The sequence below is a fragment of the Embleya sp. NPDC059237 genome, assembly GCF_042754105.1.
In the GTDB taxonomy this organism is placed as follows: Bacteria; Actinomycetota; Actinomycetes; order Streptomycetales; family Streptomycetaceae; genus Embleya.
Map to the genome: position 1 here is coordinate 425,901 of NZ_JBHZAE010000006.1, position 26,202 is coordinate 452,102.

Consider the following 26,202-nt stretch of genomic DNA (forward strand, 5'->3'; position numbering starts at 1 on the left):
TGTGAGCGGCCTCACAGTCGGCCGCACACCCGGACACACCCGGGCACACACTCGGCCGCGGTATGGCGCACGTCTCATCCGTGCCCCGCCCCAACCGCCCTCGCCGCCCGACACGACCCCGGGGCGGATGTGGAAACATCTCATCGTCGGAGCCCGCTTCCCCGCCCGGTAAGGAACCACGCCATGACTGCCTCGCGCGCCTTCCCCCTGGAGCCCACCCCGATCCACGTGGCCGACGAGGTTCTCGACGATCTGCGCGCCCGTCTCGCGCTGACCCGTGCGCCGCTGGACGAGGGGAACGAGGACTGGTCCTACGGCGTCCCGGACGGCTATCTGCGCGAGTTGGTCGCCCACTGGCGAAATGGCTACGACTGGCGCAAGGCCGAGGCCGCCATCAACGCCCACGAGCACTACCGGGTGAGCGTCGCCGGTGTCCCGGTGCACTTCATGCGCAAGCCCGGCCGCGGCCCCCGTCCGATCCCGTTGATCCTCACCCACGGCTGGCCGTGGACGTTCTGGCACTGGTCGAAGGTGATCGGCCCGCTCGCCGACCCGGCCGTGTTCGGCGGCGACCCCGCCGACGCGTTCGACGTCATCGTGCCGTCGCTGCCCGGCTTCGGTTTCCCCGGCCCGCTCACCGGTTTCCCCGACGTCAACTTCTGGAAGGTCTCCGACCTCTGGCACACCCTGATGACGGAAACCCTGGGATACGAGAAGTACGCCGCCGGGGGCTGCGACATCGGCGGGCTCGTCTCCAGCCAACTGGGCCACAAGTACGCCGACCGGCTGTACGGCATCCACATCGGCTCGGGGCTGCCACTCGACTTCTTCACCGGCCCCCGCGCCTGGGACTTCGCCCGGAACCGGCCCCTCACCGACGACCAGCCCGCCGAAGTCCGCGCCCGCATCGTCGAGATGGACCACCGCTGGGCGACCCACCTCGCCGTGCACATGCTCGACGGCGCCACGCTGGCCCACGGACTGAGCGACTCGCCCGCCGGACTGCTCGCCTGGCTGCTGGAGCGCTGGAACGCCTGGAGCGACAACGGCAGCGACGTCGAGTCGGTCTTCACCAAGGACGACCTGCTCACCCACGCCACGATCTACTGGGTGAACAACTCCATCGCCACGTCGATGCGTTACTACGCCAACGCCAACCGCCACCCGTGGACCCCCGCCCACGACCGCACCCCGGTCGTACCGGCCCCGGTCGGCGTCACCCTCGTCACGTACGAGAACCCGCCCGGCATCCACACCGCCGACGAGCGGGTCCGGGCGTTCGAAACCGGCCCGCAGGCCGCGTGGTTCAACCACGTCAACGTCAACGCCCACGACCACGGCGGCCACTTCATCCCCTGGGAGAACCCCGACGCCTGGGTGGACGACCTGCGCCGCACCTTCCGTGGCCGCAGGCCCTGAAGCGGCGGGCCCGGCCCCCGGTCGCGGCGCCTCGGCGGTGCCGTCACCCGCGCCCGGGGATGCGGGACACCTCCGGTGAGGGTGCGGCCGGGCGGGCCAGGGTTCCCGCGAAGACCGCCGCCTGGACCCGGCGTTCGAAGCCGAGTTTGTGCAGCATCGTGGAGACGTAGTTCTTGACGGTCTTCTCCGCGAGATGCATACGCTCGGCGATCTGGCGGTTCGTCAAGCCCTCGGCGACCAGGTCGAAGGTGCGCCGTTCCTGCTCGGAGAGAGTGGCGACGAGCGAGTCCTCGCGGTTTCCGGTACGCACACGTTCCAGGACCTTCGCGGTGGCGGCCGGATCCAGCAGCGAACGCCCGGCCGCGATCTCCCGGACGGCGCGCACCAGATCGTTGCCCCGGATCTGCTTGAGGACGTAGCCCGCGGCACCGGCCATGATGGCGGAGAACAGCGCGTCCTCGTCGTCGTACGAGGTCAGGATCAACGCGTTGATCTCCGGGAACGACGAACGCACCGCGCGACACACGTCGATCCCGCTGCCGTCCGGCAACCGGCCGTCCAGGATGGCGACATGCGGGCGCAGCGCCGGTATCCGGCGGGTCGCCTCCGCCGCCGACGCCGACTCGCCGACCACCTCGATGTCGCCCTCTGCGCCGAGCAGATCGGCCAGGCCGCGGCGGACGATCTCGTGGTCGTCCAGGAGGAACACCCGGATCGTCTCGCCCGGTTGCCCGGTCACCGGCATCGGCGCGGAAGTTCGCGTGGCACCGGTGTCGCGGGGCAGGCGCGCCCCGGCGACGACTTCGGCGGTGGACCCGGCTTCCATGGTGTGTGCTCCCCGACAGTGACGGACACGCGCCACCCGGTCGGGTCGGCGTCGTGCTCATTCTGCGCGGGGCGAACCGCGCTCGACAGGGCCGGAGGTCCCGAACCCACCAGGGCCGAGAGACCTTGATCGGCGGCCGCGAGCGGCGGGCGCGGCCGGCGAGAGCAACGACCCGGGCCGAACGGCCCTGGGAACCGGGTACCGCGGCCCTGCCGGGCCGTCCGGATCGACGCCATGCTCGACGGGTCCGGCCGAGGACGCCGATCCCGATGCCGTCGGCGACTTTCACCTACGGGCAGGGGGGTACGCAAGGGTGCACGGGAAGAGCGACGACACCGTGCCCCGGCGGCCATTGCGACGAGAACTCCCGGACGAGCGCCGGGACTTCGGCCGACAGACCACGTCACCAATCTTACGGGTGCAGACACCTGCCCCACCCGACTCGGGAGCAGTCCATGAACCACAACCCCTCGTCCGTCCCCACCCCCGAGCGCAACGGCGCGCCCCTGCGCGATCACGTGGTCGTCGGCGTCGACGGCTCCGGGCTCGCTGACCTCGCCGTCGAACAGGCCGCCGACGAAGCGGCCTTCCGAGGTGTGCCGCTGGAGGTGTTGCACGTCGTCGACCGGGCGCCGGACCGCGAGGAGGACCAGTCGGCGGCGGAACTGCGGGAGGAAGCGGAATCCCTGGTCCGAACGGCCGCCGAGCGGGCCCGGCTGCGCCATCCGGACCTGGCGATCGTCACCACGGTCGCACTCGCCCGCATCGTGCCGACCCTGGAGCAGGCCACCGATCGCGCGGCGCTCGTCGTCCTGGGCAGTCGCGGACTGGGCGGTTTCGTGGGCCTGTTGCTGGGTTCGGTGTCGTTGTCCGTCGCCGCCGCCGCGCGCTGCCCGATCCTGGTGGTCCGCGCACCGCACGCGAACGTCCCGCTGGACGCGCCCGGCACGGTCGTCGTGGGGGTGTCCGGCATCGACTGCGCCCCCGCCGTCGAGGCGGCGTTCGCCGCGGCCCAGGCGCGCGGCGTGGCACTGCGCGCGGTACACGCGTGGGCACCCCCGGTGTCGCCCGCCGCGCCCTACGCGGCCCCGTTGTGGGTCGGCGACGACGGCCGCAAGAACGCCGAGGCCACCCTCGCCGCGGCCCTCGAACCCGTCATGAACCGCTATCGCCAGGTGCCGCTGACCGAGCAGATCGTCTGCGACATCCCCACCCACGCGCTGCTCGCCGCCGGCGACGAGGCCGAGCTGGTCGTCCTGGCCGCCCACCGCCGCCACGGCCGCTTCGGGCCCAACCTCGGACGCGTCACCCACACGCTGCTGCACCACTCCAAGGCACCGGTGCTGCTGGTCCCGATCGCCTGACCGGATCCCGTCGCCTGCCGGGCCGAGAGGACGCGGCGGCCACTTCCTCGACCCGGTTTGACACGATGGTCCGGAGAAAACGTTTTCGACGGATCATCGATGGTGGGGAGAGGTTGTGGCGTCGGATCAGCGACCGGCATTGCCGCGGATGCGTCTGGACGAGTTGTTGGACGAGCTCCAGGCGCACGTGGAGGTGGTGCGTTCGGCCCGGGATCGGGTCAACGGGCTGCTGGAGGCGGTGCTGTCGGTGGGCAGCGATCTGGACCTGGAGACCGTGCTGCGCCGCATCGTCGAATCGGCGGTGTCGCTGGTCGACGCCGAATACGGCGCCCTCGGCGTCATCGGCGACGAGGAACGCCTGGCCCGATTCCTACCCGTGGGCATGGACCCCGCCACCATCCTGCGCATCGGCCCCTTCCCCACCGGACGCGGCATCCTCGGCCTGATCATCCGCGACCCCCACCCCCTGCGCCTGCACGACCTCACCCAACACCCCGACTCGTTCGGCTTCCCGCCCGGCCACCCGCCCATGAACACCTTCGTCGGCGTGCCCATCCGCATCCGCGACACCGTCTTCGGCAACCTCTACCTCACCGAGAAACACGGCGGCGCCGACTTCGACGAGGACGACGAGGCCGTCCTGCGCACCCTCGCCGCCGCCGCAGGCGTGGCCATCGACAACGCCCGCCTGTACGACGACGTCCGCCGCCGCGAACGATGGCTCACCGCCAGCTCCGACCTCACCCGCAGCCTCCTGTCCGGCCAACCCCCCGCCGACGTGCTCCGCTCCTTCACCGCCACCATCCGCGAGATGGCCGACGCCGACCTCGTCACCCTCGCCGTCCCCGTACCCGGCAGCGACGACCTGGTCGTCGCTGCCGCCTCCGGACCCCTCGCCGACGGCATCCACGGCCTCGTCCTGGCCGGCGAAAGCACCCTGATGGGCAAGGTCTTCGCCTCCGGCGAGACCATCGTCACCCACCACCTCAGCCACGACCCCCGCGCCGTCGTCGCCGGCGCGGTGGGCCCCGACCTGGGCTCCGCGTTCCTGCTCCCCCTCGGCACCCCCGACAGCATCCGCGGCGTGCTCCAGGTCGCCAACCGAGCCGAACGCCCCCCACTGCCCGACGCGGTGGTGCGCATGGTCACCGGCTTCGCCGACCACGCCGCACTCGCCCTGGAAATCGCCGAACGACGCCGCGACGCCGAACTGCTCACCGTGCTCCAGGACCGCGACCGCATCGCCCGCGACCTCCACGACCTCGCCATCCAACGACTCTTCGCCACCGGCATGACCCTCCAAAGCGCCACCCGCTTCATCGACCACCCCGAAGCCCTCGAACGCGTCGAAACCGCCGTGGACGCCCTCGACGACACCATCAAGGTCATCCGATCCACGATCTTCTCCCTCAAGACCCGCAACCGCGACACCGACACCGCACTACGCTCACGCTGCCTGCGCGAAGTCGACGCCGCCACCGAAACCCTCGGCTACGCCCCCACCCTGCGCGTCGACGGCCTCCTGGACACCACCGTCCCCGAAACCATCGCCGTCCACCTGATCGCGGTCCTGCGCGAAGCACTCGCCAACACCGCCCGCCACGCACACGCAACCCGCGCCGAAGTACACGTCGAAACCGACGGAACCGAAGTATGGGTACGCATCCGCGACAACGGCATCGGCCCACCACCCACCCCGACCCGCAACAGCGGCCTGGGCAACATGCGCGAACGCGCCGAAACCCTCGGCGGAACCTGCACATTCACCCCGGCACCCGACGGCGGCGCACTCCTGGAATGGCGCGTACCCCTGCCCTGACGGCCTCGCGGGGCCGTTGGGCTCCGCGGCACGCGGCACGTGGTACTGCGGCGCTCGACAGCGCGGGCTCAGGGCCGTTCGGCCCTGTGCCACACCCGCGCCCGGTTCGAAAGTTGAGCCATGAGCAAGCCCTCACCCACGAGCCACTCCCTCGGCCGCCGAGAAACCCTCCGCCTGATGGCAAGCGAACCGATGGGACGCGTCATCGTCAGCGAGGGCGCCCTCCCGGCCGTCCACGTGGTGCCGTTCGCCCTGGACCGGGAATGCGTGGTGTTCCGCACCCCGCCCGACTCCCCCCTCGCCAAGGCCGCCCTCGGCACGGTGGTCGCATTCCAAACCGACCACATCGACCCCACCGCACACACCGGCTGGACCGGCACCATCACCGGCCACGCCTCCCGAATCGAAGACCCCACCACACTCACCCGCCTCAACCACCTACTCCCCACCCCCCACGACCCCCACCAGACATGGTTCCGAATCACCTCCGAACTCGTCACCGGCCACACCCTCCACCCCCACCCCGAAGCCGCCCATAGAAGGCTTCCACCGTGACCACCACCAACAGCCCCCGACGAACCGTCCGCCCCCCACGTCTCCACCCCGGCGATCGGGTACGCATCGTCTCCCCCGCCAGTCCACCCACCCGCGACGGCGTCGCGTACGGCGTCGAGTTGCTGACGTCATGGGGGTTGCGGGTCGAGGTGGGTGAACACGCCTTCGACCGATGGGGGTACATGGCCGGCAGGGACCGGGACCGCATCGCCGACCTGAACGCGGCCTTCCGGGATCCCGGAGTCCGCGCCGTGCTCGCGAGCCGAGGCGGCAAGGGCGCCTACCGCATCGTCGACGACCTCGACCTCGACGCGCTGCGCCGTGACCCGAAGCCCCTCGTCGGCTTCAGCGACATCACCCACCTCCACCTGGCCCTGTGGGCCCACTGCGGACTCGCCTCCCTGCACGGCCCGTTCCCGGACGGCAGCCGAGACCGGTGCGGCCCCGCCTCGGCCACCGCGCTGCATCGCGCGCTGACCACCACCACGCCGGTCGTCCTGCACCGGGAGCCCACCGAGGTCACCGCCCCGATCACCTTCGGGGGCACCGCGGTCGGCGTCCTGGTCGGCGGAAATCTCGACGCGATCCGCACCGAGGCCGGAGCCGGGCTGCCCGCGCTCGGCGGAACCATCCTCTTCCTCGAACACCAACGAGGCACGGGACTGGGGGAGGTCGATCGTGCACTCACCCAACTCGCCCGCAGCGGCGCCCTGGACGGTCTGCGCGGCGTGGTGCTCGGGCAATTCCTCGGCTTCGAGCGGGACGCCGAGGACCCGACCCTGGGCGGTTGGGGCATCGTGGACGTCCTGCGTGACCGACTGGGCCGGCTGGGCATTCCCGTCCTCGGCGGCATCCCCGCCGGGCACGGCCCCCACCCACCGACGATTCCGCTCGGCACCGAGGCAGCCCTCGACACCGCCGCCGGAACCCTCACGATCCAGGCGGCCGTGGTCTGAGCCCACGCTCGGCTCGAACTGCTCCGAGTGCGGCAAATGCGGTGAGTGCGGGGGCTGCCGCGAGCGCAAAACGCCTGTGCCGCCGGGGGTTCGGGATTCCCCGGGTCGGCGCGCCTACACTCCCCGCATGGCAGGACACGCGACTACGACGGCACTGTCCGATGTGCGCTTCGTGGGGCTTCGCTTCCGGCTGGTGACCCGGGGTGTGCAGCGCCCGGCGCCGGTGGAGGTGGCCGCCCTCGCGCACCACGGGATCGGGGACCTCGTCTCCTGGCGGGCGCACGCGGTGATCGAACCGCCCGAGCCCGGGAGCCCTCCCCCCGCGCCGATCACGGCCCCCGTCCCGCCGGCCGAGCCCGGATCCGTGGCCGAGGCGCTGGCCGCGATCGACCGGCGGATCTCGGGCGACCACCCGCACGCGCTGATCGCGGTCCCGCCGTTCGCCGAGACGACGATCATCCGCGAACAACGCGCGTACTGCCCGGCCCTGGCGTCCTGCGTCGTGCTGGACCTGATGACCCTGGCCGCCATCGTCCGACCCACCGCCACGCCGCAGTCCCTGGACGGCCGCCTGCGCGCCATCGGCCTCCAGCCGCCGCAGGACCGCGCGGCCACCTGGGACGCCTACGCCGTGACCCACCTGTTCCACACCCTCGTCGGCGAGGGCATCGCCGGCCGCCGCTGGTCCACCCTGGAGGACCTCGCCCGAACCGCGGGCACGTACCCGCCGCCGATCGAACCGGAGTTCCTCCCCCCGAGCGACGTACAGGAGTCCCTGTTCGACTGAATGCCGGCCGCCTGCTTCACCGAACGTGATGCCGCCGGTGATCAGTCGGGGCGCAGGTCGCCCGCGGCGTAACGTTTGGAAATCCTGGCGCCCGTGTCGGTGCGGAGGAGGAAGTACCAGGTGCGGTCGCGATAGTGCCAGAGTTTGTGCCGGATCGAACCGCTGTGGGGTGTGCGGTTGCGATCGTCGACCACGACGCGGACGCGGTCGCCCTCGTGGTAGGCGGGTTTGGGGATGTCCACGATTCCGGATTCCAGGACCAATGCACGTGCCTGGTCGGTGAGTTGATCGGCTTCGAGCGCGGCACGCAGCGCCGAGGCGGCGGCCGAGAGGTCGTGACGGGTGCCGAACGGGGTCAGTTCGTGCAGATCGAACCGCCGGTCCGGCTCGGCTCGCAGGCGAGCGATCGCATGGCGGTACATCGGCACCTCCGTCCAACCGCCGGGCGGGAGTTCTCGGTGCACCTCGCCCGATGCACCCATCGCGGACAGGATGTCCTCGGACACCAGCGGGTGCCGGACATAGGCCTCCACGACGGCCAGGCGCAGTTCCACGTCGGCAACGGCCCGGCACAGCAAGACCAGGTCACCCGGCCTGGTGATCAGGTTGACGAAGGTCTGGTCGACGAACCGCCGGGCGTCGCGGTGCTGTTCGCCGCGCCCGAAGACGAGTCGCGCGGCGTCGGCGAACACCGCGGCGAAGACGTCCTCGTGTGCCCACAACCGGGTGGCGTGCAGCCGATCCGCGAGCAAACGGTAGCGCTGGTAAGCGGATATCGACATCAACTCGTGGACCGGCATGTGGTCGTCGATGTGCATCCGCCCGCTTCCGTCGTCCCTCGCCTCGCCCGTGTGCCGTGTGTGCCGTGTGTGCCGGATCGGCGCCGACAGTCTAGCCGGCGCCGATCCGTGGTCGATCCGTGGTCGATCCTCACCGGGACCGACGGCCACGCCCCCGCTCCGTACCCGCGCGGGTCCAGGAGGCCCGGTGCGGTGACCGGGAGGGTGCCGAGCCGACGACGATCACGCCGGTCGCTTCCCCGATCGTGTGGGTACAGCGTTCGCTCGCGCCCAGGCATCGCGGGCACGACATGGCGCGCCGACGTCGCCCGTCGCCGGCACCGTCCCCCGCCTCGCCACCCGGCGTGTTCTTCGCCGCCCCGGTCGTCGTACGCATGTTCGCTCCCATTCGGTGAGGCCGATCGCCCACACCAGAAAAACCGCCCTCACCGCATCACGCATACGCACGACCGGACCGCGTCGGCCCCACAGGGCACACGTCCCGGGGAAATCCCCGCTCCGACCCACGCACCCGTGCGGGTGAACGGCCCGGTCGCGACCGATCCATATCGCGCCGGGCAAAAGCGTTTGTCGGGTGTTGTGGTGCGCACTACCGTGCCGGTGTGGATCTCTTCTCACGCTCGTGGACGGCGTTGCGCGCGGCGGTTGCCGGGCTTTCGGACGAGGACTTCGCCCGGCCGTCGGGGTGTACCGGCTGGCTGGTGCAGGACCTGGTGTGCCACCTGGTCATCGACGCGCAGGACGTCCTGATCACACTCGTGACGCCCGCCGACACGGAGCCGACGCGCGATGCGGTGACGTATTGGGAGGTCGCCGAGACGCCGCCGACCGGTGACGATCCGCTCGATGCGCTGACGGTTCGGCTGGCCGCCGCGTACCAGGATCCCGGGTTGCTCAAGTTCCACCTCGACGACGTCGGCTCGGCCGCCGGGCGTGCGGCCGAACTGGCCGATCCCAAGCTGCGGGTCGGTACGCGGGACCAGGTGCTCACCGTGGCCGACTACCTGTCCGTGTACGTCCTGGAGTGGACCCTGCACCACCTCGACCTGATCGCACACCTCCCGGACGCGGCGGCCCCGCCCGCCGAGGGGTTGGCCCGAACTCGCGAGCTGCTGGAGCGGATCGCCGGGGCCTCCTTCCCGGCGTCGTGGTCGGACCGGGACGCGCTCCTGGTCGGTACCGGGCGGCGGGCGGCGACGGATGGGGAGCGGGCCGAACTGGGTGATCTCGCGGCGCGGCTGCCGCTTTTCCTCGGCTGACGGTTCGGGGCGGGGCTCGCGGGGTGCGCCGGGGGCGCTGTTAGGGTCCGTCGATGACAAGAATCGTGCCCTACACCGGTGCCGAGAAGGAGAGTCTGCTCGCCAGTCTCGATCGGCATCGCGATGCGGTCCTGTGGAAGCTCGACGGTCTCGACGACGACGCGCTGCGGCGGCCGATGACGCCCTCGGGGACCAATCTGCTGTCCCTGGTCAAGCACTTGGCGGCGGTCGAGTACGGGTGGTTCTGTACGACTTTCGGGCGCGAGAGCGAACCGCTGTGGTTCGACCCGGAAGACGACATGACCGTGCTGCCCAGCGAGTCCACGGCCGACCTCGTCGCCTTCTACGGCCGTGCGCGTGTCGCCGCCGACCGGGTCGTCGACGAACTCGGCCTGGACGACGTCGGCACGTCCTGGAACGGCAATACGGTGTCCCTGCGCTGGGTCCTGATCCACATGATCGAGGACACGGCGCGGCACGCCGGCCACATGGACATCGTGCGCGAACTCCTCGACGGGGCGACCGGCGACCACCCGCGTCCCTGATTCCGCCCGCCGCGACTCGGCCCCGGTGCGGCGTGGAGGCTACTTCCGGGGGAGCATGGGCTTCGCCGGGCCATGCCGCCCACGGAGCACGCGAGGAGCCTTCTCCCGTCGGATGCGGGCGCCGGGGGGCGCGGGCGAGAGTTGTTCTCGTCAGGGCGGCTGCGTGGGGCGGAGGCGTCCGCCCCACCCGGTGCACCGCCGCGTCCGGGCCGGGTCGTGTACCGGCGCTTTCGACCACCGACGGGGAACTGCTGTGGAGCACCGACCAACCGAGAACGGCACCGACGACGAAGCCGGGCCCGAAGTCCGCACCGATGGCGGCACCGTTGGGGCGGAGGGTGGCGGTCGGGGCGACGAGGCCGGCTCGGCCGCCGAGGCCCGGCCGGGCGGGGCCGACTCGACCGCGACGGTGACCGAGGCGGGTGCCGGTGTCGGCGTCTCCACGGCCGACCCGACCTCGGACGCCGACCATCCGGCCACGGACCCGCCGTCCGGCGGAACCCCGCCGCCCCGGACGCGGTCGCGGCTTCGCCGTTGGGGGCGGCGGATCGCGTTGACCTGCGTGGTGACGCTGGTCGCCGTGACGCTCGCGTCGTTCACGTACAACGCGTTCACCGACGACCGGGCCGACCCACCCGAGGGGCTGACCTATGTACAGGCGGCCGACATCCGTACGCGCTACCAGACGTGGGGCACGTCCGGGTCGCCCGTCGTCCTCGTGCACGGTGCCTTCGAGTCCGTCGACACGTGGTCGCGGCTGGCTCCGCTGCTGGCCCGCGACCACCGGGTCTACGCGCTCGACCTGACCGGATACGGCTACAGCCAGCGGCGCGGCCCGTACACGGTCGACCACCTCACCCGGCAACTCCTGGGCTTCCTGGACGCGATGCACCTGGGTGGTCCGGGTGAACGGCCGCTGCTGGTGGGCCACTCCAGCGGGGCCGCGATGGTCGCGGAGGCGGCCCTGCGCGCGCCCGAGCGGGTCGGGGGGATGATGCTCCTCGACGGCGACGCGCTCGACACCGGCGCCGGTCCGCCGTCCGCGCTCAAGTACGTGCTGATCGACCCGTTCCGCACCAGTCTGCTGCGGATCGGGCTCGGGACGGACCGGCTGATCCGGAAGGTGTACGGCTCGCAGTGCGGACCGCAGTGCCCTCGGCTCGACGGCGCGGGGGTCGACCAGTGGCGGCGGCCCTTCCAGGTGGCGGGCGCCGAGGGCGCGCTGTGGAGCATGCTCGGCGAGGGCGTGTTGGGTATATCCGCCGAACGCCTGCAGCGGCTGCGCGACGTGCCCATGCCCAAGTCGGTGGTCTTCGGCGCGAACGACGACGTGTTCGATCACAAGACCCCCGCCGAAACCGCCGACCGCATAGGCGCCCCGCCGCCCACGCTCATCCCCGAGTCCCGCCACCTCCCCATGATCTCCGCCCCGGAAGCGGTAGCCACCGCGATCGACGCGGTCCCGACCCGGCAATAGCCGGCAACCGACGGCCGGGCCCTGCTCGGCTCGCGCCCGGTGCCGACCCGCGCCCCGGGAGAATCACCCGATCGAGGCCGTCGTAGGGGCAACGGTCGTGCTCAAACGCGACATCATCGACACCATGCCCGGCCGGCCGACGGCCGGGATCAATGGCTCGCACGTGTTGTCGATCGCCCCGACGCCTCGATCGTGACCGGCTTCGCACCCGCACGCGGTCCGGCGCGACAGCGCCCCGACGGCCGTCCACCCGCCGACCGGAACATCGAAGCGGAACACCGACCCGGAACCCAAGGACGACATGACCGGCACCACCACGCCCACCCTCACATCCGACGCGCTCCCGGACGTCACCGCGCCGTCGGAGCCCGCCGCCGGCGCCGGCCGGGGCCTCGCCCGCCGGACCCGCCTCCTCGACCACCTCGCCATCACCCTCCCGGTGCTGATCCTGGCCGGCATGGGGTGGCACCGGCGGTGGATCACCGACGACGGGTTGATCTACGTACGCGCGGCCCGGCAGATCCTCGCCGGCAACGGGCCGGTGTACAGCCCCGGCGAGCGCGTGGAGACGTCGACCGGCACGTTGTGGCAGTGGCTGTTGGTGCTGCTCGACGCGTTCGTCCCGGGCGATCCGACCCGCGTCGCCGTCTACGCGGGCCTGGTCCTGTCGGTCGCCGGGTTGTGGCTCGCCCTGTCGGGCACCCGTCGGCTGCTGCGCGCGGAGACCGGCCGGGTCCTCGTCCCCGCCGGCGCCCTCGTCCTGGTCGCGCTGCCTCCGGTCTGGGACTTCGCCACGTCGGGGCTCGAAACCGGCCTGCTCGTCGCCTGGATCGGCCTGTCGTGGTGGTTGCTGGTCGGAGGCGATCCCCGGGCGTGGTCGACTCGGTATCGCCTCGGCGTCGCGGCGGTGTTCGGGCTCGGTTTCCTGATCCGCCCCGAACTGGCCGCGACCGCACTGGTGTTCCTGATCGCCCTGATCCTGGTGTCCGGATCGGGACGGCGTGCCGTCGTGGCGATGTTCCTGGCCGCCGGCGCACTCCCCCTGGCGTACCAGGTTTTCCGCATGGGCTTCTACGGCCTGCCCTATCCGATGCCCGCCGTCGCGAAGAGCGCGACGCGCCTGTACTGGGGGCGCGGTTGGGACTATCTCCTCGACGTCGACCGGCCCTACCGCCTGTGGATGCCTACCCTCCTGATCCTGGCCGTCGTGGCGCTGCTCCTGCTCCGCCGCCGCCCGCGCGAGCGACGCACGTCGATCGTCGGTGCCGCGCCGGTCGTGGCCGCGCTCGTCCAGGCGCTGTATGTCGTGGGCGTCGGCGGCGACTTCATGCACGGTCGTATGTGGGTGCCGGTGCTGGTGCTGATCCTGCTGCCGGCCCTGCTCGTGCCCGTGGACCGTCGCGCGGCGGCCGTTCTCGTGCTGGTGCCGGTCTGGGCCGTCTGGTGCGGCGTCTCGTTGCGGTCCGGTCTGACCACCACCGACGGGCCGCGTCCGGGGGTGTACCAGACCTGGAACGAGCGCATGGTGTACGTGAATTGGACCAGGACCACCAACCCCACCACGTCGTACGCACACAGCGAGACTCTCCCCGGGCTGCGCGCGGAGTTGTTCCGCATGGATGCCCAGGGCCGGCATCTTCTGGTGCTGGACGGCAACCACCTCTCCGCGGCCGGCGGCGTGCCGCCGTTGCCGCTGCGACCCGAAGTGCGGGCCGCCGAGGGCCTGGTGATGGGGCGCCTGGGCGTCGGCGGCGTGGTCACCCCGCTGAGCGGGATCGTGGTGGACGTGTGGGGGCTGAGCAATACAGTCGGCGCGCACATCGAGCGCACCCAGCACGTCGCCGCCGGCCACGAGAAGCTGCTTCCCCTGGCCTGGAACGTCGCCCTCTACGTCGACCCGGCCGCCTGGTCGCAGATCCCGCCGAACGCGGCATCCCCGGAGGACATCCGCGCCGCCCGGGCCGCTTTGGACTGCGGCGACCTGAAGGAGTTGGTGCGCTCCACGACGGAGCCGATGACACCGGGCCGATTCCTGCGCAACCTCACCGGCTCCTTCGACCGCGCCCGGCTGACCATCCCGGCCGACCCGAAGGCGGCGGAACGCAAGTTCTGCCGCCGCTGACCCGGCCCGGCCGGCGCCGAGACACCACCGCGCGGGGGTGTGGTTCTCCGCAGGTGGACCCGGCGCTCGGCCCCATGTCGCGGCCGAGGGCGTGCGCGGCGTGTACGGGCGGATGCACGCCCCGGATACCGTGGCGCTGCACGGTCGGGGCGCACCGCTGCGTGCGCGCGGCAGCCTCGTCGCGGACCGGCCGGCCGGCGCCGCGCCTGGATCGCGGCCGCGCCGACCGGCCCGGCGGAGGCGGTCGTGGCGGCGAAGCGCCCGCGGGCCCACGGGATCGGCCTCGGCGACCGGACCCCGCGACGGGGAGGCCGCCGCACGCGGGGACGCCGCCGGGGCCTCGTTGGACCTGGTCACCTACATCCTGCTCGACTTCGCCGGGATCTCGGTCCTGGCCATCCTGCGCTATCTGGGCTCCTGACCCCGCCACGAGCGTCGACGGGCCGAGGGCATCCGGAAAGCCACGGGCCGCGCCCGCCCGTTGACGCCCGGCGGGAGCCGCGTGACGATGGGTCCGGCCGCGGGCGGGTGGCGGCCTCGGCGGACGTGGATCCGGCATGGTGAGGACGACGCGTGGCGCACACCGACCGTACGCGACACGAACTGACCGCGCTGGCCCGGGATCGGCTCGCCTCGGGCGGCGTCGTCCTGCACGGCCCGGTCGGGATCGGCAAGTCCCATGTGCTGCGCGCGTTGCTCGCCGGTGAACGGGGCGCACCGCTTTTGCGGACCGAACCGGCGCCGGCGGAGCGGGAGTTGGCCTTCTCCACGCTCGCCGACCTGCTCGATCCGGTCACCGACGAGGTGTTGCGCGCACTGCCCGCGCCGCAACGCTCGGCGCTGCGGGTCGTGTTGTGCCGTGAGCCGGCCGAACCGGGCGGACCGGATCCGTTGGCGCTGCGTCTGGGTACGCTCGCGGTGTTGCGCGCGTTGTCGGCGTCCACTCCGGCGATGGTGGCGATCGACGGTGCGCAGTGGGTGGATCCGGCCAGCGCCGAGGTGCTGACGTTCGTCGCCCGGCGCCTGGATCCCGCGCGGGTGCGCGTGGTCGTCGCCGAGACCACGGATCCGCCGGCCGGGCCGATCCACGGCGGCCGGTTCTGTCCCGGCGACCTGCTCGAACTCGAACTCCCGCCACTGGGCTTGGCGGAGACCCGCGATCTCCTCGACCGAACGGATCGAACCGACCGGATCGACCGGATCGATCCGATCGATCGGATCAACCGAACCGCCGGTTCCATCGGGGCTCTCGGAGCCATCGGTGCCCTCGGAACCGGCGGGCCCTGCGGCGTCCTCGGCGCCGACCCGACCCCGCCCGGCCCCGACGATCCGACGGACGAACGCCCCCTGCCCCACTGGCTCAGCCGGCAGGTGCATCGGGCCGGCGCGGGCAATCCGATGTATGCCCTCGAACTCGCCCGCGCGCTGCGTCGGTTGGACCGGTTCCCGGCCCGCGACCAACCGTTGCCCGTGCCCGATCGGCTGCGCCGGCTGCTCACCACCCGCCTGGAGGGTTGGTCCACCGACGCCCGCTGGTTGTTGCTGCTCGCCGGGGCCGCCGCCCGTCCCACCGTCTCGACGCTGCGCGCGGCGGCCGGTTTCATGCACGCCGCACACGACGCGCCGATCCACACGGCGGACCCGAGCGGCGACGATCTGGTCCGGCGCACCGTCGCCGACGCGACCGCGGCGGGCGTCCTCGACGTGGGCGAGGACGGTGATCGACTGCGGTTCGTGCACCCGCTGTTCGCCGCCGCGCTGTACGACGGCGGCACCGCGGAGGAGCGCCGCGCCGCGCATGCCGCGCTCGCCGAGGTGTGCGGCGAGCCGATCGAACGGGCCCGCCATCTGGCCCTGGCCCTGCCCGGCCCGGACGAACGGGTGGCCGGCACGCTGATGGCCGCCGCCGAACAGGCCCGCCGCCGGGGCATGCCCGACGAGGCCGCCGCACTGGCCCGCCTCGCCGTGGCGCGTACCCCGGACGAACACGCCGACCGCAGATGCGAACGCAGCCTCGACGGCGCCGGGCACGCCTACGCCGCCACCGACTACGAGCTGTGTCGCGAACTGGCCGGTCACGTCTTCGCTCTCGGCCCCACCCCCGCGCAACGCGTCCGGGCCTGCATCCTGATCATCAATGCGGCCAATCAGGCGCTGCACGACCTGGACGAGGTCTTCGCGGAGGCGTTCGCCCAGGTCGGCGACGACACGTGCGGGCGGGCCCGGTTGCACTATCTGCGCGCGTGCAAGGCGCACATCAGCGACGGCGACTCGGCGATCGCCTGGACCGAGGCGGCGCGCGCCGCGACGCTCGCCCGGCGCGGCGGCGACCGCTCCACCGAGCAGGTCGCACTCGCCCTCCAGGCGTTCGTGGGCACCCTCCAGGGCCGGCCGAACGCACGCGAACCGCTGACCCGGGCGTTGGCCCGGCCGCAGGACGCCGGACCGACCGGCAGCCACAACGGCCCTCGCGGGGTCAAGGCACGATTGGACTTCTTCGCCGACCGGCTCGTCGACGCCGCGACCGAACTCGACCGCATGTTGCGCCGGGCGAAGGAGTCCGACGACGCGGAGGAGAAGGTGTTCCTGCTTTGCGCCAAGGTCGACGTGGACGTCCGGGCAGGGCGGTGCGCCCAGGCATTGTCGGCCGGGCACGAGGCGTTGCGGGTGGCTCGCGAGATCGGCGCACAGCTCGGACCGGCCTACTATGCGGCGGCGGTGGCCGAGGCGGCCGGGGGTGATCCGGCCCGGGGCGCGGAACTGGCCCGCGAGGGCATACGCGTGGGTCGGTCCGAGCAGGATCAGGTGTATCTGCCGTTGGCACTGTGCATCCTGGGGCAGATCCAATATCGGCTGCGCGATCCGGTCGCGGCGGTGGGCTGCCTGAGTCGGGCCCGCACGATCGCCGGGCGGCGCGGCATCGTGGATCCGGCGGCGATCCCGTGGGGCGTGGATCTGGCCGAGGCGCTGGTGGCGGTGGGCGATCACGATCAGGCGCGCGCGGTGGTCGCCGAGGTCGGGGAGGCCGCGCAACGACTGGGCCGTGACGGGGTGTTCGCGTCGTTGTCCCGGGCCGACGCCCTGGTCCGGGGCGAGTCCGGCGACCTGGCCGGCGCGGCCGAGTGCCTGCGGACGACCGCCGAGCGGCATCGCGAACTGGGCCTGCCGATGGAGCACGGCCGCGACCTGTTGGCGCTCGGCGTCGTGGAGTTGCGCCGCCGGCATCCGGCCGCGGCGCTGGCCGCGTGGCGCGGCGCGGAGCTGGCGTTCGTACACACGGCGGCGCGTCCCTGGCTCGATCAGGTCCGTACCGAGTTGGAGCGGGTCACCTTCGCGGACGACCCGGCCGCGGGTCGTCCGGCCGCCGAGGCACGCTCACGGGCGTTGACGCCGGCGGAGCATCGGGTCGCGGAGATGGTCGGCGACGGCGCGACCAACCGCGAGATCGCCACCCGGCTGTTCCTGTCCGCCAAGACGGTCGAATCCACCCTGACCCGGGTGTACCGCAAGCTCGGGATCCGCTCGCGCGCCGAGCTGATCCGGCTCTCCCTGGGCGCGAACGGCCGGTCCCACCAGGCGGAATAGCCGCGCTTCGCGGTTGGTCGCGGCGCCGAGGGGGGCTCGGGGGAACCCCCTGCTTTGTGTCCGGGGGGTTCCGGAGCAGGCCGTGAAGGATCAGCGTTGCCGGTGTTCCCCCGCACGACCGGCGAGGGACTTCCTCCGCGTCCCGGACGACTCATCGCGCATGTCGTCCGGGGTGTCCGGCTCCGCGTGTCCCGTTCCGTCCGCGGTGCCCCCTCGCCGGTCGCGTCCCCCTCGATCTCCGTCCGGTGCCCCCTCGCCGGACGAGAAGGAGACACGATGATTCTGCGGAATCACGGTACGGTTCGCGGCGCCGCGAACCCGCCGGCCACGCCGTCGCGGCGCTGGAAGTCGGTCTGTGCCGGAGTGACCGCCGCGCTGTGTCTGGCCGTTCCGTTGGCCGGAAACGCGTCGGCGGCGCCGGCCAAGCCGTCCGTCGCCGCGCCCCTGAAGGTCGCATCGGGCGGTCCGCACGCCGCCTACGGAGCACGGCAGTTGGCCCTCACCGAACTGACCCAGGTGCAGAACCAGTGGTGCTGGGCAGCCACCGGGCTGTCCGTGGCCAGGTATCTCGGCCGCGGTCTGAACACCAGTCAGAACACCTTCTGCGACTACGCCCGCGGCCTGCCCACCAACTACCAGTGCCCGAACCAGCCCGGTGAGCTGAGCGACGTACAGCGGGCCTGGTCCCGCCTCGGCATGCGACCGGGACGGGTCACCGGGACGCTGGACCTCGGCACTGTGGCGTCCTCGATCGACGCCAACTCGCCGATCGTGGTGGGCATCTACTGGACCGCGGGCGGTGGGCACGCGAACGTCCTGTACGGCTACGACTCGGACAACGGAACGCTGATGTACTCCGACCCGTGGCCGTCCAGTCAGCGCTACGGCGAGATGGATTACAACTCGTACGTCAGCAACTACGAGTTCCAGTGGGCCGAGTCGCTGTACGGAGAGGCGTGAGTGTGATGACCGACATCTTCCGTTCCCGGCCCGACCACTCCCGCGCGCCCGCCCGGCGCGTCGGGGTGTTGGCCACCGTCGGTATCGGTGCGTTGCTGTTCCTCGCACCGACCGCGTCGGCCGCCGGTGACGCCGCCCTGACCGGTGGCGACTCGCCGACGGCCGCCGACCGGAACGCGGCGCAGCAGGCCCTGGTCTCCCCCGAGACCACGAACCGGCTGGCGACCTTCTTCGTCCACCTCGACCAGCGTGCGACCGCGCAAAACGGCGCGGTGGTCCAGTCGAAGGTCGCCCCCGAGGCCGCGGCGGCGCAGGCCCCGCAACTCGTGGGCGCCGCGGTTCCGGTGTACTCGCTCAACGCGGACTTCGTCCGTGGCGGCAACTCGTCGGCGCCGGTGGCCAATTTCGCCTATCTCGCCACCGAGGCCCGTTCGGCCGCCGGGGTCGAGGCGACGGTGTGGACGGTGCGCGACCGCGCCTCGGGCGCGTGGCGGGTCACCAACGTGCTGTCGGGTGCCGACGAGGTCGGCTACGCCCGCCAGGCAGGCGGCGACACGGTGTTCACCGAGCCGCAGATCGCGGCCTGGTACCGGGTGCACGAGGGTCGTGTCCTGCCGCTGAACCCGGCCGCGCAGCAGTCGGTCGGCCCGAACGGCGCCATCCTGGCCGACTATCGCAGGGTCGTACACGACCGGTACGCCGACAAGTTGCCTGGTTCGACGTACCAGCGCGACGGGAAACTGGGCGGTTTCGCGGCCACACCAAGTACGCCCGGCACCCATCACGGCGGATCCTCGGCGGCCGATATCGCGCTGCCGGCGAGTGCCGCCGGCGTGCTGGTCCTGGGCGTCGGCACCCTGGTGATTCGCCGCCGTCGGACGGCAACAACCTGATCCCGCACCTCGGTTCACATTCCGTGCGGCCGCCTCCCGACCGCCACGGACTCCAATCCCACCGCCCCGCGGGCCGAAGTCGCGGGGCGGTGGCCGTTTCGCCCGGTCGGGCGAACGGGTGGGCCGATGGGTCAGCGCGCGCCGACGGGTTCGGTCCGGGCGACCGGGATGGCCGCGATCAGGTCCTGGTTGGCGACGAGTGCGAGCAACTCGGCGCTGTTCAGGGCCGGTCCGTCGTGGATCGTGCCGAACTTGTCGCGGTTGCTCGACGCGACGACGTAGGTCAGGCCGGCGGGCGTGATCAGGGAGACCGAGACGCGGGTCTCCCTCCCCGAGCGCAGTTTGTCGGTGATCGCCTTCGAGCCGTCCGGCAGGACGCTGCGCTCACACTCGGAGTAGTCGGGTTGGATCATCCGGCCCGTCTTGTTGTCGAATTGCGGACCGAGTCGGCACAGGTTGTCCGGCTCGGCACCCGGGGTGGCGGGCCGGCCGCCGCCGAGGTCGATCGTGGTGACGGTGCCGTCCTGGCGGGTCAGTCGGAAGAACAACGTCTGGTCGCCCTCGTCCTGGTCCTCGGCGCTGACCACACCCGCGGGCAGGTGCGCGCGCAGGGCCGCGAGGACCCGATCGTGGATGGGGCCGGGGTTTCGCAGGAAGTCGTCGCCGGACACGGTGGGCGGCGGCGCGATGGCGGACGGCGGTGGCTGCGGTACCGCTCGGCTGGGGGCGGCGGCCGGGCCGCTCGTGGCGGGTTCGCCGTCATCCCCCGTCAACGCCAGTACGCCGACGGCGGTGCCGGCGAGCAGGGCACCCGCGGCGAGGCTCGCCACGCCGACACCGAGCCGGCGGCGGCGCCGACGGCGGACGCCGCCGGCTCGGACCCCGGGCAGGACGTCGGGAATCGGCGGCTCGGCATCGGCCACCGGCAGCATCTCCCGCAGCAGTCCGGGCATCTCGTCTTCGAGAGGCATCGTGCGCTCCTTGGTTTCTGTTGTCGTGCCGGGCTTGTCGTCGTCGTTCGGGTTGTCGTCGTGCGGGTTGTGCGATCGTTCGCCGTCGCGTGCGGCCTGGTCGCCACGCGGGCTTGCCGCCGCGTACGGCTTGGTCGTTGTGCGGGCTCGCCGCCGCGTACGGCTTGGTCGTTGCGGGGGCTTGCCGTCGCGTACGGATTCGTGGTTGCGCGGGTTTCGGCGCCGCGTGCGGCCTGGTTGTCCCGCGCGGTTTTGTTCCGATCGATTACGCGAGCGCGATGTCCGTCACCGACTCGCCGAGGATCGCGCGCAGTTGGTCCAGTCCGCGGCTCGCGGCCGACCGTACGGCCGACGAACTCCGGCCGAGGATCGCCGCGGTCTCCTCGATGCTCTGGTCCTCCCAGTACCGCAGGACCAGCACGGCCCGATATCCGGGCGACACCTTCCCCAGCGCCGCCAACAGCGCCAACCTGCGGGCACTGTCCTCCGGAACCGCCGAGCCGTCGGGAATGGTCGCGGCCGGGAACTCGCGGCTGCCGCGCAGGCGTTTGCCGTCCACGAACCCGCGCACCATCACCCGTCGGGTATAGGCGTCCACCGCTCCCGGATCACGCATCCTGTGCCACGACGCGAACACCTTCTCCAACGCGTTCTGGACCAGGTCCTCCGCCTGGTGCCAGTCGCCGCACAGGAGATACGCCGTCCGGCGCAGCGCCTGGTAACGCGCCGCGACGAACTCGTCGAACATGCGATCTCGTTCCTGCCTCATCCCCGGTCCAGCCTCATCCCGGCCCCCTGCTTCCCGTGCGACCGATGTTCGCGGCGACCGTCTGCTCGCCGGTGTCGGGAGATAGACGGGTCGACGGCCCGGGAATGTTGCGTCACGATCGCGAGCGGAGAGGACAACCGGCCCGGTCACGGAACATCGGGCCCTGCCAGTGCGGGGTTTGCACTGTCTGGGGCGGCTGTGGTGGTCGATGATCGGTGGGTCCGAGGCGATCGTGGGCGGTGTGGAGGGGATCCACGATCGTGCGGCGAAGGCGCGTGCCCCCATCCGTGCTCCCCGGATGGGGTCGCGCCGCCTCGGTCGGGGCGCCTCGGGCCCGGCCTCGTCACCGAGGGTGCGTCACGACTCGCCGTCGAGCAGAGCCAGCGCCGCTGCGGAGACCGCGTCCGCCGGCGCGTACGCGATCACCACCTTGTCCGGGTCGTCGGACGGGTGCAGGGATTCGTAGGTCAGATCGAGCGCGCCGACGAGCGGATGCCGGATGCGACAGGTCCCGTGGGCCAGGTCGAACTTCGCCTGGGCCGACCACAGCCGGACGAAGTCGGGGCTGATCGCCGCGAGTTCGCGCAGGTGTGCGGCCAGGTCCGGGTCCCGGGGCCGCTTGCCTACCTCGGTCCGCAGATAGGCGACGGTCTCCCCCGCCTTGCGCTCCCAGTCCGCGTACAGGGTTTTGGCACGCGGGTCGCCGAACATCAGGCCGCCGATCGAGCGCCGTTCGGGCGGGACTTCGCCGAAGTCGAGGAACACCCGGGTGGCCGCGCGATTCCAGGCCACGATGACGCCGTTGCGGCCGACCACGTACGCGGGCGGACCCCACGCGTCGAGCAACACGCGCAATCCCGGGCGTACCGCCGCCCGTTCCCGCGTGCTCGCGGTATCGGGCCGGGCCAGGTTGCGCAGGTACTGCCGTTCGCCCCGGGTCAGGCGCAGCGCCTCGGCGACGGCGTCCAGGACCGCGTCCGAGACGCGCGAGGCCTGGCCGCGCTCGAGGCGTATGTAGTGGTCGACGCTGACCGCGGCGAGCGAGGCCACCTCCTCGCGGCGCAGACCGGCCACCCGTCGGGGACCGTCGTCGGACAGTCCCACATCGCGCGGCGACAACCGGGCGCGCCGGGACACGAGGAATTCGCGCAACGCGGTACTTGGGTCCACGCCGGCCAGTATCCCCATCCAAACGAGTGCTTGGGAAGCATCTCGGCCGCCTCCTCGCGGCGCCGCCGGGTTCGGGGAGGGGGTCGCCGGGTCAGCCGCCGTTGACCGTGACGCGCGGGACGGCGCCCGCGCCGAGTTGCCAACGGTCCAGGATCGCCCGGTACTCCCCGGTTTGCAGCAGGCGCTCCAGTGCCTGCCGCACCGCGTCCCGCAGCGCGGTGTCGGACTTGCGCAGGGCGATGCCGTACGGCAGGGGTTCGATCTGCTCGCCCACGACTTCGAGAACACCGCCCGAGGTCCGAGCCCCGTTCACCGCCACGGGGAGATCGAACACGCCCACATCCGCGCCACCTTCGGCGATCTGCTTCGCGGCGGCCTCGATGCCGTCGAGCTTGATCGGGCTCGACGCGCCGGGCCCGCATCGGGTGGTTGCGCGAGCGACCATGTCCTCCTGGATCGCGCCGCGTTGCACCGCCACCTTCGCGCCGCACAGGTCGGCCAGGGTGCGAATGCCCCGGGGGTTGCCCTTACGGACCAGGAGCACGCTGCCGGCGGTGAAGTAGTCGACGAAGTCGACCATGTTCAGCCGTTCCCTGGTGTCGAACATCGACGACACGACCAGGTCGACTCGACGTTCGACCAGCGACGAGATCAAGGCGTCGAACTTGGTGTTCTCCAACTTCGGTGTCGCACCCAGCAGTTGCCCGATCGCCCGGATCAGGTCGGCGGACATGCCGACGACGCTCCGGCCGTCGGTGTCCACAAACTCGTTGGGTGGGTAGGCGGCGTCCACGCCGACGAGGAGGGGCCGTCCGGACCGGTACGGCTCGGGGAGGAGGTGGGCCAACGGGGCGGGGGCGGACGATTGTCCGCCGGTGCCGGTGCCGTTCGGCGCCGAGGCGGATGTGGTCGGGCTCGGGGACGAACCGGTGCCGGGCGACGACGGGTTCGCGGCGTTGCCCGCGCCGACCGCACCCTTGCCCTCGTCGCGGGTGAGCAGGTACGCACCGCCGCCGGCGAGCGCGGCGGCCACGACGGAACCGCCGATCAGGAGGCCGCGGCGCGCGATGCCGGGGCTCGACGGCGCAGGCGGGGCCGGCGGGGCCGGGGGGATGGGGGCGGGGGCATACGCGGGCTTGACGGGCGGCGGCGGGGGGATCATCGGCGGCCCGATCGGGCGGGCCGGGGGTTGCTCGGGCCGGGACGACGGGGTGGCGACCGGGCCGACGGCGGCGGTCGCCGTCGCCGCCTCGACCTGGTCGGGGCGGTGCGGGGGCCGAACGTCGGTCGGCGGCACGTCGGTTGGTGGCACGTCGGTCGGCGGGGCGCCCGTCGCACCCGTCGCATCCGGCGCACTCGGTGCCGCCGGCGCCGCTCCGCCGCTCGCCGCCGCCGTCGCGGAGCGGCTCCGGACCAGCGCGGAGTGTGCCGCCGGCAACCAGTCGGCACCCATCGGGCGGGCCGTGGTGCCCAGCATCTCGAGGACCTGCGCCGGGGTGGGCCGCTCGGCCGGATCCCGACGCAGACAGGCGGCCACCACCGGCCGCAATTCCTCGGGGACGGGGTCGAGATCGGGGTCCTGGTACACGACCCGGAACATCATCTGCGCCGCGTCGCCGAACCCGAACGGGGAGCGTCCGGTCGTCGCGTGGGCGACCACGAGGCCGACCCCGAACACGTCGCTCGCCGGCCCGACCTCGTCGCCCCTGGCCTGCTCGGGCGACAGGAACCCGGGGGTGCCGACCAGGTGTCCCGTCCGGGTCGGCCCGTTCGCCTCGCGCACCATCCGGGCGATGCCGAAGTCGATCACCCGGGGGCCGTCGGAGGCCAACAGCACGTTGGAGGGCTTGAGATCGCGGTGCACCAGTCCCACGGCGTGGATCGCGGCCAGCGATTCGGCCAGTCCGGCGGCGAGCAGTCGCGCGCTCGACGCGGGCAGCGTGCCGTGCGCGGCGATCGTCTCGGTCAGCGAGGGGCCGGCGATGTACTCGGTCGCCAACCACGGCGCCTCGGCGTCGGCGTCCGCGTCGACGAACGCGGCGGTCCAGAAGCCGCCGATACGGCGCATCGCGGCGATCTCCGAGGCGAACCGGCGGCGATAGTGCGGATCCTCGGCCAGGTCGCCCAGGACCACCTTGATCGCGACGAGCCGCCCGCCGGGCGAACGGCCCAGGTACACCTGCCCCATGCCCCCGGCGCCCAGCCGGCCGAGCACCGCGAAGGACCCGATCCGGGACGGGTCCCCGACGCCGATCGATTCCACGCCGTACCCCCGTAGTCGAGCCGCCGATCCGTACGAGGGCTCACCGTACGCGATGGGTCGTCTCCCCCGGTCGGGGGAGGCGTTTCCCCCGTTCCGGGGATCCGGCGACGTGGGCGCCCGGGCTTTCCTGGGGACATGACAAACGCAAGGCTTGATCGAGACCGGGCACCACGCGACCCGGGCAGGGCGCGGCGTGCCCCGGGTGGCGGCACGACGCTGCGGGGCCGGCGCAGGCTCGCGGCGTTGGCGGTGAGCGCCGCGGTGCTGGTGCCGGCGGGGTCCGGCACGGCCGTGGCGGCCCCTGCGCCGGTCGCGGCCGGCGTCGCGGCGGCGGAGAGCAGTGGGGTCGACATCCGGGACCGGATCGCCGCGATACCGGGCATGCGGGTGGTGGCCGAGAAGCCCGCCGCGCCGGGCATCCGCTACTTCGAGCTGACCTATCGCCAGCCCGACGACCATCGACACCCCGAGCGGGGATCCTTCGAGCAACGCCTGAGTCTGCAACACCGCTCGACCGCGCGGCCGATGGTCCTGTACACCAGCGGCTACGACCTGGGCGCCGGCGCGAGCTTCCGCTCCGAGCCGGCGACCCTGCTCGACGGCAATCAGATCTACACCGAACAGCGCTACTTCGGCACCTCCCGACCCGTCGACCCCACCGACCCCACCGACCCCACCGACATGTCCGACCTGAACATCCGCCAGGCGGCCGACGATCACCATCGGCTGATCCAGGCCCTGAAGGCGATTTATCAGGGCTCCTGGATTTCCACCGGCGGCAGCAAGGGCGGCATGGCCACCGTCTACCACCGGCGATTCCACCCCGACGACGTCGACGGCAGCGTGGTCTACTCCGCGCCGAACAACGTCGACGACCGCGACGACAGCGCGTACGACACGTTCCTGGCCCGGGTGGGCACGCCCGAGTGCCGGGCCGCGCTGCAATCGGTGCAGCGCGAGGCGCTCCTGCGGCGCGACGAGATGACGACCCGCTACGCGCAGTGGGCGGCGGCGAACGCGCAGACCTTCGAGACGCTCGGCAGCGTCGACCGGGCCTTCGAACTCGCGGTGCTCCGCCTGCCGATGATGTTCTGGATGTACGCGGGCGAGCCGAAGTGCGCCGGGATACCCGCGCCGGGTGCGTCCGCCGACGAGCTTTACGCATGGGTCGACGGTGTCACCCGGCTTGCGGTCTACGCCGACGAGAGCGTCACGTTCTTCCGGCCGTACTTCCACCAACTCGGCACCCAGCTGGGCTACATGCAGCTCGCTACGCCCCATCTGGACGGCCTGCTGCGCTACCCCGGCATCCAGGAGGTGCGCAACTACCTGCCTGCGGGCACCCCGCTGCGCTTCGACTCCGGCGCGATGCCCGACATCGACCGCTGGGTCCGCCACCGCGGCGATCGCATCCTGTTCGTCTACGGCGAGAACGACCCGGTACGCGCCGAGCCGTTCCGACCGGGACCGGGCAGCCGGGACACCCGGGTCCTGATCGCGCCGCACACGGGCCACGGCGCGCGCCTGGGCACCCTCACCCCGGACGACGCCGCGCAGGCGACCACCGCGCTGCGCCGATGGGCCGGAGTCTGAGCCGGACCGGGGCCCGAGTCGGGCCGCGCGTGGGGCGAGCCCGGGCGGGAGGTCGGCCCGGGCCCGGCT

General features: G+C 72.4%; 21 protein-coding genes. 15 read left to right on the plus strand and 6 right to left on the minus strand.

Features of this window, described 5'->3' with window-relative positions; all coding sequences use genetic code 11:
* The first annotated feature begins 183 nt into the window (after window positions 1-183).
* A complete protein-coding gene (locus ACFXKZ_RS21505) occupies window positions 184-1,419 on the plus strand; it encodes an epoxide hydrolase family protein (protein ID WP_380002506.1) in 1,236 nt (411 codons plus the stop codon).
* 43 nt (window positions 1,420-1,462) lie between these two features.
* On the opposite strand, the gene ACFXKZ_RS21510 is transcribed toward ACFXKZ_RS21505, so the two are convergent.
* On the minus strand, window positions 1,463-2,164 hold the full coding sequence (locus ACFXKZ_RS21510) for a response regulator (protein WP_380002666.1): 702 nt from the start codon (window positions 2,162-2,164) through the stop codon (window positions 1,463-1,465).
* 536 nt (window positions 2,165-2,700) lie between these two features.
* On the opposite strand from ACFXKZ_RS21510, the gene ACFXKZ_RS21515 reads away from it, so the two are divergent.
* The 5 genes from ACFXKZ_RS21515 to ACFXKZ_RS21535 all read left to right on the plus strand — a co-directional run bounded on the left by ACFXKZ_RS21515 (window position 2,701) and on the right by ACFXKZ_RS21535 (window position 7,726).
* Window positions 2,701-3,609: a universal stress protein gene (locus tag ACFXKZ_RS21515; protein WP_380002507.1), complete on the plus strand. Its 909-nt coding sequence runs from the start codon at window positions 2,701-2,703 to the stop codon at window positions 3,607-3,609.
* A 148-nt stretch (window positions 3,610-3,757) separates the two neighbouring features.
* Window positions 3,758-5,428: a GAF domain-containing protein gene (locus ACFXKZ_RS21520; protein ID WP_380002667.1), complete on the plus strand. Its 1,671-nt coding sequence runs from the start codon at window positions 3,758-3,760 to the stop codon at window positions 5,426-5,428.
* A gap of 120 nt (window positions 5,429-5,548) precedes the next feature.
* On the plus strand, window positions 5,549-5,983 hold the full coding sequence (locus tag ACFXKZ_RS21525) for a pyridoxamine 5'-phosphate oxidase family protein (protein ID WP_380002508.1): 435 nt from the start codon (window positions 5,549-5,551) through the stop codon (window positions 5,981-5,983).
* A complete protein-coding gene (locus ACFXKZ_RS21530) occupies window positions 5,980-6,939 on the plus strand; it encodes an LD-carboxypeptidase (RefSeq protein WP_380002509.1) in 960 nt (319 codons plus the stop codon). Before ACFXKZ_RS21525 ends, ACFXKZ_RS21530 begins: the two co-directional genes overlap by 4 nt.
* 127 nt (window positions 6,940-7,066) lie before the next feature.
* Window positions 7,067-7,726, plus strand: a complete 660-nt coding sequence (locus ACFXKZ_RS21535; RefSeq protein ID WP_380002510.1) for a hypothetical protein — start codon at window positions 7,067-7,069, stop codon at window positions 7,724-7,726.
* 41 nt (window positions 7,727-7,767) lie between these two features.
* Here ACFXKZ_RS21535 and ACFXKZ_RS21540 read toward each other — a convergent pair whose 3' ends face one another.
* Window positions 7,768-8,544: a hypothetical protein gene (locus ACFXKZ_RS21540; RefSeq protein WP_380002511.1), complete on the minus strand. Its 777-nt coding sequence runs from the start codon at window positions 8,542-8,544 to the stop codon at window positions 7,768-7,770.
* Window positions 8,545-9,128: 584 nt separating this feature from the next.
* Here ACFXKZ_RS21540 and ACFXKZ_RS21545 point away from each other — a divergent pair.
* From ACFXKZ_RS21545 to ACFXKZ_RS21580, 8 genes are all read left to right on the plus strand, one after another.
* Window positions 9,129-9,785, plus strand: coding sequence for a maleylpyruvate isomerase N-terminal domain-containing protein (locus ACFXKZ_RS21545; protein ID WP_380002512.1), 657 nt, complete (start codon window positions 9,129-9,131; stop codon window positions 9,783-9,785).
* Window positions 9,786-9,838: 53 nt separating this feature from the next.
* Window positions 9,839-10,330, plus strand: a complete 492-nt coding sequence (locus ACFXKZ_RS21550; RefSeq protein WP_380002513.1) for a DinB family protein — start codon at window positions 9,839-9,841, stop codon at window positions 10,328-10,330.
* A 253-nt stretch (window positions 10,331-10,583) separates the two neighbouring features.
* A complete protein-coding gene (locus ACFXKZ_RS21555) occupies window positions 10,584-11,807 on the plus strand; it encodes an alpha/beta fold hydrolase (RefSeq protein ID WP_380002514.1) in 1,224 nt (407 codons plus the stop codon).
* A gap of 301 nt (window positions 11,808-12,108) precedes the next feature.
* Window positions 12,109-13,929: a hypothetical protein gene (locus tag ACFXKZ_RS21560; RefSeq protein ID WP_380002515.1), complete on the plus strand. Its 1,821-nt coding sequence runs from the start codon at window positions 12,109-12,111 to the stop codon at window positions 13,927-13,929.
* Window positions 13,930-13,966: 37 nt separating this feature from the next.
* A complete protein-coding gene (locus tag ACFXKZ_RS21565) occupies window positions 13,967-14,350 on the plus strand; it encodes a hypothetical protein (RefSeq protein WP_380002516.1) in 384 nt (127 codons plus the stop codon).
* 152 nt (window positions 14,351-14,502) lie between these two features.
* The gene (locus ACFXKZ_RS21570; RefSeq protein ID WP_380002517.1) at window positions 14,503-17,514 is read left to right on the plus strand and encodes a LuxR C-terminal-related transcriptional regulator; all 3,012 of its coding nucleotides are present in this window, start codon (window positions 14,503-14,505) and stop codon (window positions 17,512-17,514) included.
* Between the two features lie 276 nt (window positions 17,515-17,790).
* Complete coding sequence (locus ACFXKZ_RS21575) at window positions 17,791-18,474, plus strand: papain-like cysteine protease family protein (protein WP_380002518.1); 684 nt, start codon at window positions 17,791-17,793, stop codon at window positions 18,472-18,474.
* Complete coding sequence (locus tag ACFXKZ_RS21580; RefSeq protein WP_380002519.1) at window positions 18,471-19,367, plus strand: hypothetical protein; 897 nt, start codon at window positions 18,471-18,473, stop codon at window positions 19,365-19,367. Before ACFXKZ_RS21575 ends, ACFXKZ_RS21580 begins: the two co-directional genes overlap by 4 nt.
* A 131-nt stretch (window positions 19,368-19,498) precedes the next feature.
* On the opposite strand, the gene ACFXKZ_RS21585 is transcribed toward ACFXKZ_RS21580, so the two are convergent.
* The 4 genes from ACFXKZ_RS21585 to ACFXKZ_RS21600 all read right to left on the minus strand — a co-directional run bounded on the left by ACFXKZ_RS21585 (window position 19,499) and on the right by ACFXKZ_RS21600 (window position 24,540).
* Entirely contained in the window at window positions 19,499-20,338 is an 840-nt protein-coding gene (locus ACFXKZ_RS21585; RefSeq protein ID WP_380002520.1) for a hypothetical protein, read from the minus strand.
* A gap of 265 nt (window positions 20,339-20,603) precedes the next feature.
* A complete protein-coding gene (locus ACFXKZ_RS21590; protein WP_380002521.1) occupies window positions 20,604-21,107 on the minus strand; it encodes a SigE family RNA polymerase sigma factor in 504 nt (167 codons plus the stop codon).
* Between the two features lie 357 nt (window positions 21,108-21,464).
* On the minus strand, window positions 21,465-22,277 hold the full coding sequence (locus tag ACFXKZ_RS21595) for a helix-turn-helix transcriptional regulator (RefSeq protein ID WP_380002522.1): 813 nt from the start codon (window positions 22,275-22,277) through the stop codon (window positions 21,465-21,467).
* Between the two features lie 91 nt (window positions 22,278-22,368).
* Window positions 22,369-24,540 carry a bifunctional serine/threonine-protein kinase/transporter substrate-binding domain-containing protein gene (locus ACFXKZ_RS21600; protein WP_380002523.1) on the minus strand — a complete coding sequence of 724 codons (2,172 nt, stop codon included), beginning with the start codon at window positions 24,538-24,540 and terminating at the stop codon, window positions 22,369-22,371.
* A 135-nt stretch (window positions 24,541-24,675) separates the two neighbouring features.
* On the opposite strand from ACFXKZ_RS21600, the gene ACFXKZ_RS21605 reads away from it, so the two are divergent.
* Window positions 24,676-26,133 (plus strand): S28 family serine protease, encoded by a 1,458-nt coding sequence (locus ACFXKZ_RS21605; protein ID WP_380002525.1) that lies wholly within the window; start codon window positions 24,676-24,678, stop codon window positions 26,131-26,133.
* Window positions 26,134-26,202: the final 69 nt, after the last annotated feature.